The organism is Coleofasciculus sp. LEGE 07092, assembly GCF_015207375.1.
Classification (GTDB): domain Bacteria; phylum Cyanobacteriota; class Cyanobacteriia; order Cyanobacteriales; family Coleofasciculaceae; genus LEGE-07092.
On the sequence record NZ_JADEWY010000214.1, the window covers coordinates 1 to 6,372 of the forward strand.

7 protein-coding genes and 1 tRNA gene are annotated in these 6,372 nt (G+C 46.7%); 4 read left to right on the plus strand and 4 right to left on the minus strand.

The annotated features are described in order from the left end of the window. Window positions 1–64: 64 nt before the first annotated feature. Window positions 65–1,171: a tetratricopeptide repeat protein gene (locus IQ257_RS28420; RefSeq protein ID WP_193881930.1), complete on the plus strand. Its 1,107-nt coding sequence runs from the start codon at window positions 65–67 to the stop codon at window positions 1,169–1,171. Window positions 1,172–1,175: 4 nt separating this feature from the next. Here the strand turns inward: IQ257_RS28420 and IQ257_RS28425 are convergent, their stop codons facing one another. The 4 genes from IQ257_RS28425 to IQ257_RS28440 all read right to left on the minus strand — a co-directional run bounded on the left by IQ257_RS28425 (window position 1,176) and on the right by IQ257_RS28440 (window position 4,619). Then, window positions 1,176–1,613: a hypothetical protein gene (locus tag IQ257_RS28425; RefSeq protein ID WP_193881928.1), complete on the minus strand. Its 438-nt coding sequence runs from the start codon at window positions 1,611–1,613 to the stop codon at window positions 1,176–1,178. Window positions 1,614–2,323: 710 nt separating this feature from the next. Further along, the gene (fba, locus tag IQ257_RS28430; protein ID WP_193881926.1) at window positions 2,324–3,403 is read right to left on the minus strand and encodes a class II fructose-bisphosphate aldolase; all 1,080 of its coding nucleotides are present in this window, start codon (window positions 3,401–3,403) and stop codon (window positions 2,324–2,326) included. Window positions 3,404–3,609: 206 nt separating this feature from the next. Further along, window positions 3,610–3,681, minus strand: a tRNA-Lys gene (locus IQ257_RS28435). 68 nt (window positions 3,682–3,749) lie between these two features. Then, entirely contained in the window at window positions 3,750–4,619 is an 870-nt protein-coding gene (locus IQ257_RS28440; RefSeq protein WP_193881923.1) for an aldose epimerase, read from the minus strand. A 386-nt stretch (window positions 4,620–5,005) separates the two neighbouring features. Between IQ257_RS28440 and IQ257_RS28445 the strand changes: the two genes are divergently transcribed. The 3 genes from IQ257_RS28445 to IQ257_RS28450 all read left to right on the plus strand — a co-directional run bounded on the left by IQ257_RS28445 (window position 5,006) and on the right by IQ257_RS28450 (window position 6,248). Next, window positions 5,006–5,215: a hypothetical protein gene (locus tag IQ257_RS28445; protein ID WP_193881920.1), complete on the plus strand. Its 210-nt coding sequence runs from the start codon at window positions 5,006–5,008 to the stop codon at window positions 5,213–5,215. A gap of 329 nt (window positions 5,216–5,544) precedes the next feature. After that, window positions 5,545–5,673, plus strand: coding sequence for a hypothetical protein (locus IQ257_RS30950; RefSeq protein ID WP_265584625.1), 129 nt, complete (start codon window positions 5,545–5,547; stop codon window positions 5,671–5,673). A 263-nt stretch (window positions 5,674–5,936) separates the two neighbouring features. Next, on the plus strand, window positions 5,937–6,248 hold the full coding sequence (locus IQ257_RS28450; protein WP_193881917.1) for a DUF6679 family protein: 312 nt from the start codon (window positions 5,937–5,939) through the stop codon (window positions 6,246–6,248). Window positions 6,249–6,372 lie beyond the last annotated feature (124 nt).

Here is a 6,372-nt window from a genome sequence, read left to right on the forward strand (position 1 = left end):
CCCCAGCTCCCCAGCTCCCCAGCTCCCCAGCTCCCCCGCTCCCCCGCTTCCCTAACCAAGACCTATGATTGACCAAGTTTCCGCAGCCTTTGACTGCCAAGACTACCGTACTGCGGCTCGATTGCTGAAGCAGTTAGTCAAGCAGGAACCTAAAAACCCTTGGGTTCAGCTTTATGTCGGACGCCTGCACGAAGCTACTCAAAAGCTGGAAGCAGCCGAAAAAGTTTACCGACAGTTACTGAAAAACACAACCCATCCGAAAGTAGTATCTCAAGCCCGTCAGGGATTGGGACGCCTAAAAGCGATTGAGCAAGAGCAACGTCAACAAGCCTTGACTCAGGCAACAACTGACCCGAACAATACCCAACCGGGTGTTTTGGTTCTAGAACCCATCAATCCCCAAGAGAAACAAGTGGCTGCCCAAACGTTGGCTCGGATTATGCAGTTAGACCCCTATACGGCAAGATTACAGCTACCGACGCGAGGCTGGCGTTTATACCGTGTTGGGGCAATCGGAGAGTTAAAATTTTACGCCTCATCCCTACAGCAAGAGTCAATTCCCTGCTTTGGGGCTACTCTATCTGATATTGAGGCGCTTAGTGTTTTTACTGTTCATTATTTTTCGGAAAGCGATCGCCACAAAACAACCGTTATCTGCCAGAATCCTCAAGGTCAGGTCGGTGCGCTACCCTTCAACTGGTCAGAAGTGTCCCAACTTGTGGAAGGGCGCTTACCCGTTTTTGAAAAAGTGGTCGATCTCGACGTGCGGGGCAAATTACAGCGCAAAACCCAAACTCTAGATTACACGCAGTTTTGCGACCTGCACTTACCTGCTAGAAAAAGCATACTCCGTTTGTGCGATCGCCACTATCAATTTCAACAAGGGATTCCCATTTCCTCAAAATCAGAAACCAGACAAAAGAGGGAAGGACAAACGCCTCCCCTCGAAACGAACAGACAGAACTGGAACAACTTGCGCGATTTCCTCAACCGCCAGCTACTTCAGAAACCTCTTTGGTCTGATTTTTCGCTTTTTGCTGAAACCGCCCTGGATTATCGAGAACTGCTGGCACGCCTGCCGTCTCACATCGATTTGTTCCGCCGCGAAGAAACGCCTTGGGACTCGGCATTTCAACTCTATAGCGGACTGGTTTTCTGCAAAAACTCCTAACTCTTTATCGGTTAGGCGTCTTCACCTGACGCGCCATCTCTAAGAAATTGTTCATGCTCGGACCCGGACGCCGCCGACTGTTATTGGTAGTCAGTGGAAGCATATTGTTGGGGGCAAACGTGGCTCCCGACTGGGGTTCAACTCTACCATTGCTAGCTGCGGCTGGAGGGGGTTGAGGTACAACTTTCTCCGGTTTGGCTTGAGCTTTGGGCGTTTCTTTGACGGGTTCCGGTTTCTTAGCTTCAACCTTCGGCTCCGCTTTAGGTGCCTCCTGTTTCGCTACAGCTTTAGCCGGTTCTGGTTTCTTGGCTTCACCTTCTGGCTTGGCATTCCCAGTATCATCTAGCTCGAGAAAGTACCCTTTTGCTTTTTTGCTTTTGGGAGCTGCTGACGAATCGTCCTGAGATTTTTTGCCCAAAATGTTTTTCAAAGGATTCAACATTTACAAATACTCCTGTTTTCTAGAACAATTTAACTGAATTGCCAAAAGTGCGAGCAAATTCTTCAAGAGATTGTAGTTTCTGCTTTTACGGACATACACGTCCTCAATCAGTTAGTAGGCTTTTTGCCTATTGGCTGAACTACGACAGCCTCTTTAGCCCTAACACGAAGAACTGGAAATTTTTTTTCCTCTAATTGCTACTCTTAAGATGTCTGATTGTCTGACAATTGAAGTTTTGCCGATCCTTGTAACAGGAGATTTGCATTCAGGCTTTTATATCCAGACTCAATGAGTTGTATCTGGTGCATTTGTAAGTTACTACAAGATTTCAACCTGCATTCAACTGCTCTGCGACTCTTGAGTAGAGAGGCAAATAACTGTATCTATTTTACCTTTCTTTAGCTCTGTTTCCGCTTAAGGGAAGCGCTGCAAGAGTGTTATGACCACCGTCAATCCAGTTTAACGACTGCTTGGGTGAAGCTGCCCTAAAAGTTACAGCCAGATTGAATTATGAGTTTTTAGGGTGGATCAGTGCAAGGTTTCTCGAAATTCCTTTACAAAAATTTACATGAGAGGTTCCCTAAGTACACTTGCTCAGCTCTGGCAAGGACGGAAGAACCAAAAAAACTGGGCAGCTCCAAGAGCTACCCGCAATATCTTTACTATTAGTCAAGAAAGCCTAAAAGCTTATCCTTAACTTCTGCCAAAACTTAGGCTTTCACAGCTTGCTTGGTGATAGCGCTGAGTTCGCCTTTGGCGTACTTAGCCGCATATTCATCCAGCGTCATTTGCTTGATCTTGCTGGCATTTCCGGCAGTACCAAACTGCTGGTAACGATCTGCGCACACTTGCTTCATGTACTTGATCGAAGGCTTCATGAAGTGGCGGGGGTCAAAGTTCTTAGGATCTTTGGCAGCAGCTTCCCGAATAGCAGCAGTAATTGCCAAGCGGTTATCGGTGTCAATATTGACCTTACGAACACCACTCTTAATGCCCTTTTGAATTTCTTCAACAGGTACGCCGTAGGTTTCAGGAATTGCACCGCCGTACTGGTTGATGATGGCAATCAGGTCTTCCGGTACGGAGGAGGAACCGTGCATTACCAAGTGGGTGTTTGGTAGGCGGCGATGAATTTCTTCAATCCGGCTAATCGCCAGGATTTCACCAGTCGGCTTGCGGGTGAATTTATAAGCACCGTGGCTGGTGCCAATTGCAACAGCCAGAGCATCAACCTGGGTACGCTCAACGAATTCAACGGCTTCGTCAGGGTCGGTCAACAACTGGTCGTGAGACAGCTTTCCTTCAGCACCATGACCATCTTCCTTTTCACCCATGCCTGTTTCCAGAGAACCCAAGCAGCCGAGTTCACCTTCAACACTGACACCGACGGAGTGAGCCACTTTCACCACTTCGGCAGTAACAGCAACGTTATAGTCAAAGCTGGCTGGTGTCTTGGCATCTGCTTCCAAGGAACCATCCATCATGACGCTGGTGAACCCGTGGCGAATTGCTGAGTAGCAAGTCCCAGGCGCGTTGCCGTGGTCTTGGTGCATCGCAATGGGGATATGGGGGTAGGTTTCTACCGCCGCTGCAATCAAATGACGGAGGAAATTTTCTCCAGCGTAGCTGCGGGCACCGCGAGACGCTTGCAAAATCACGGGGCTGTTTGCTTCCTCAGCAGCCTGCATGATTGCGAGGATCTGCTCCATGTTGTTGACGTTATAGGCTGGAATACCGTAATTATTCTCGGCAGCGTGTTCCAGCAGCAATCGCATGGGTACGAGCGCCATATTAAGTCCTCCTAACTTTAGATCTTTTGTCGCTAGTTGCTTTTAGACAAGCTTAATTCTTAGGATAATCTTAAGATATTTTTCGGTTTATAGGAAATTATCTCTAGGAATTTTTGAATTAGCTTTACTTTGATAGACTAGATAGTCCCTTTCTATATTTAGATTTTACGTGACTTTGGTCTTTTATGGGACTTTCTTTTTAAAAGTGGGTCGCCTGGGATTCGAACCCAGGACCAATCGGTTAAAAGCCGAGTGCTCTACCGCTGAGCTAGCGACCCTGAAGCGTGCATATCAAGCACACCGTTTTCTACAATAGCACCAATTTGGAAAAATGAGAAGGATTTGGTCACAAAAATGTTACCGCCAGTTTGATCCATGCCTCAAAACTCTCTCCAGGAGACAAGTGTGTGAGATTTTCACCCGTGTTGAGGGCATTGCGAGGAGCGCTCCAGGGTTCGAGGCAGTAATAGTCTTTTCCTTGAACTGTCCAGAAAACTAAGGTGGAGTAAAGGTCACTGTAGGTTAGATCAAGTTTTAAGGATCTTCCTGTATCGTTGACACTTGCCGAATTACCACTGATTTCGGAAAAGGCAACATCAATCTCGTCACGACTCGAGTCAAAGCTGCCGCTAAAGGGAGAGACGGTTTTCGTAATTTGGTCTTGGTACTGGGATGCAGGAATCTGAAACTGTAGTTGAGTCTTGTCAGAGGTAGAGAAGTAAGGGTGGAAACCGCTGGAAAAGGGCATCACTTCTGTTGAATGATTGGTGAAGCGCTGGTGAATTTCTAAGGTATTGCCTTTGAGTTGGTAGGTGAAGGTCAGTTGAAAGTCAAAGGGGTAAAGCTGGCGGGTTTGTTCGTTACTGTTAAGGACGAGGGTCAGACTAACTTGGTTATCCGTTATCTGGTCTGTTACCTGCCAAGGTAAGTCTCGGGCAAAACCATGTTGTTTGAGCTGGTAATGTTTTCCTTTGTGGGTGTAGGTGTTATCGGGTAAGTTACCGCAAATCGGGAAAAGAATCGGGATACCCCCTCGCACACTTAAGTTGGGGTCTTTAAAGCGATCAGCATCGAAGTAGAGGATATCCTGACCTTGGAGACTCCAGTGAGAAATCAGCCCCCCGCGTTCGGGAACGACTTCTAGGCACGAGTGAGCCTCTTGGTCAGTGAGAATGTAGGTAGGGTACTGGTTTTGTTTTAGGGCGATCGCAAACATTGGCTCTTTACAAGCTCACTTGAGCTGTTATTAGGGATACTGCACGGGCAATTTAACAAACTCTTCTCAGAAATCCTGGTTAACTTCACCACTTCTTAACACTAAATTTTTTATCGTAATGAGAAGTACCGGTGCAGCTTGGCAATTAAAGATAGCGACTTCTTCTCACTCTCGACAAGGGGTTGCAAAAGTAAATCAGCAACTTAACTTATTTTATGTCATTTTACATTAGATGTCGTCAAGGAAAATGTCCCTTGATTTTGCCATGACCCCGATCACTGGAAACCTTATTGATAATCACCATAGTTTACTGACCCAAATCAATTTGGAGCTACCTAAAATGTCTGATGATATAAGTCATATTCTATTAAAAATGCTCTGGTCTGATGATTCGCACGCTTGTACAATCAGCTCTCCAGACGGGTTGCTTAAGTGTTGCGTCTGAAGGGCTAATCCGTCAGGTACTAGAAATGAAGGGTTATCAAGCATCAGATTTAGAGGCTCTGAGAGTTCTTTACGAAGCGCTAAACTCTGGTCGAATCGAACGAGAAGCTCGCGGCAATAGCCTTTTGAGATTAGAGTTTCTCAGTCATTAGACCGATTTCTGTTGTCTGTTCCCTATTCCATCACCAAGCTTGCCGAATACCCCGCAAGTCAGGATAAAAAATAGATATAGTTAAGGTAGTGGACACAACAAGCTTGATGATGAAAGCTCTTTCGGGAACGAGGAGTATGACTTTATAGCCTATCTAAAGAGAAATATAGCAGGACTCTGGCAGAAACAGCCTGCCCTATTGTGCAGGAGGGGGTAGAGGAATTAGTATGTCACCATGCAAAGGTCTGACTTGGTTAGGCACCTATCTGCCAATCGTCAACCAAGATTGGTCATCTGGAACAAAGTGCGTTAGTCTCAATAGCGGAACCGATGGTTACTATTGCTTGCCCTGGCGTTGTCGCTAATGCCCATCTACCACCCCTTGCCTATCTGCTCACAGGTCAAATTGCTCTCCACCACTACCTTGAGCCAAATCGCGTTAACGGTTCATGCAATTGAGCCAAGGCTCTCAACAGTTGCCTTCGATTGTTGAAAGTCTCGTAAACTCACTATCAAAATTGCCGTTGGATGCAAGCTAAACTTTTAAGCATTGAAAGGGAAACATAACTACATGAGGGATCTGACGTTTGACGAGGGAGAACCTCCCTAGGAAAAGCGTATATCAGCTTCACGCATTTAGTCGTGTCCCTGAAGCGCCCCTGAAACAGGAGCTGTTAGCTCCATCGGTACTGGAAGAGTTATCTGCTTAGGAGAAGCCGAATATGCTACACCGCAAGATTTATCAACTTTGTTGCGATGGTCGTGAGATCTGTGTTTTCTTGCGGGACCAGCAACGTTGGATTGAACGTGCCCACATTGTTGATATCGAAGGAGACTTGGTAACAATCCGCTATGAAACAGAAGAGGAAGATGAAGTTAGCTCCTGGGAAGAAATGGTGCGTCTCGAAAGCATTGGTTCTGTCACCCAGAAACTAGCTTCCGTACCCCGAGGCAATTTTGAACCCTTAGTTTCTGAAGATTGCCCCGAGGCTGAACGCATTCGTCCGCGTTTTCCAGATTCTAATCAAGATTAAGGCAGTGGTTCGACAGGCTCACCAATTAGCCAGAGGGCAGAGGGCAAAAGGAAAAGAATATAGTTCCTCTTTCAATTGTGGAGTTATTTTCCTCCTGCTCCCCTGCTCCCCCGCTCCCCGGCAC